Here is a 584-nt window from a genome sequence, read left to right as displayed (position 1 = left end):
ACGATGGGACGGAAGCCGCAGTCGCAGCCCATCTCCGCGCCCGCCAACGCCCGCGCGGCGACCACCGCCACCACAAGGGCCGGCGCCGCCCCCAGCAGCCCGGTAGAGATCACCTGCCGCGAGGAGCGGCTGGAGATCATCACCGAGTGGCACACCCTCGGCACCGCGAAGCTGCGCAAGTACGTGACGACCGAACAGGTCGAGCGCCGCGTCCCGGTGGTCCGCGAGCGCGTCCGGGTCGAGCGGACGCCGGTCAGCGACGCCGAGCGCGCCACGCTCACCGAGAAGGAGATCGCCGAGGCCGTCGAAGAGGTCACCCTCCGCGAGGAACGCGCGGTGGTCCGCAAGCACCTCACCCCCATCGAGCGGGTCCGCCTGGTCGTCGAGCGGTACACCACCGAGGAGGTGATCCGGGACGAACTCCGCCGCGAGCACGTCGAGGTCCACGACACCACCGCCGCCCAGACCCCTGCCCCGTCGTCGCCGACCCCGCCGACCGGATCGACCCCGCCCGCCACCCCGCCCCGCCCCGCCCCGCTGCGGCCGCTCGTCTGACAGCACCCACGACCAGGGCCCCGGACACC

1 protein-coding gene is annotated in these 584 nt (G+C 74.1%); it reads left to right on the top strand.

All coding sequences use genetic code 11. From position 1 onward, the window contains the following. The coding region (locus ACFU7Y_RS39680) for a DUF2382 domain-containing protein (RefSeq protein ID WP_380771276.1) at positions 1 to 555 on the top strand (555 nt) is incomplete at its 5' end. Positions 556 to 584: the final 29 nt, after the last annotated feature.

Source organism: Kitasatospora sp. NPDC057542 (assembly GCF_042801945.1).
GTDB lineage: Bacteria > Actinomycetota > Actinomycetes > Streptomycetales > Streptomycetaceae > Kitasatospora.
Note: the sequence above shows the minus strand (reverse complement) of the source record. Positions and strands in the feature narration are given on the sequence as shown.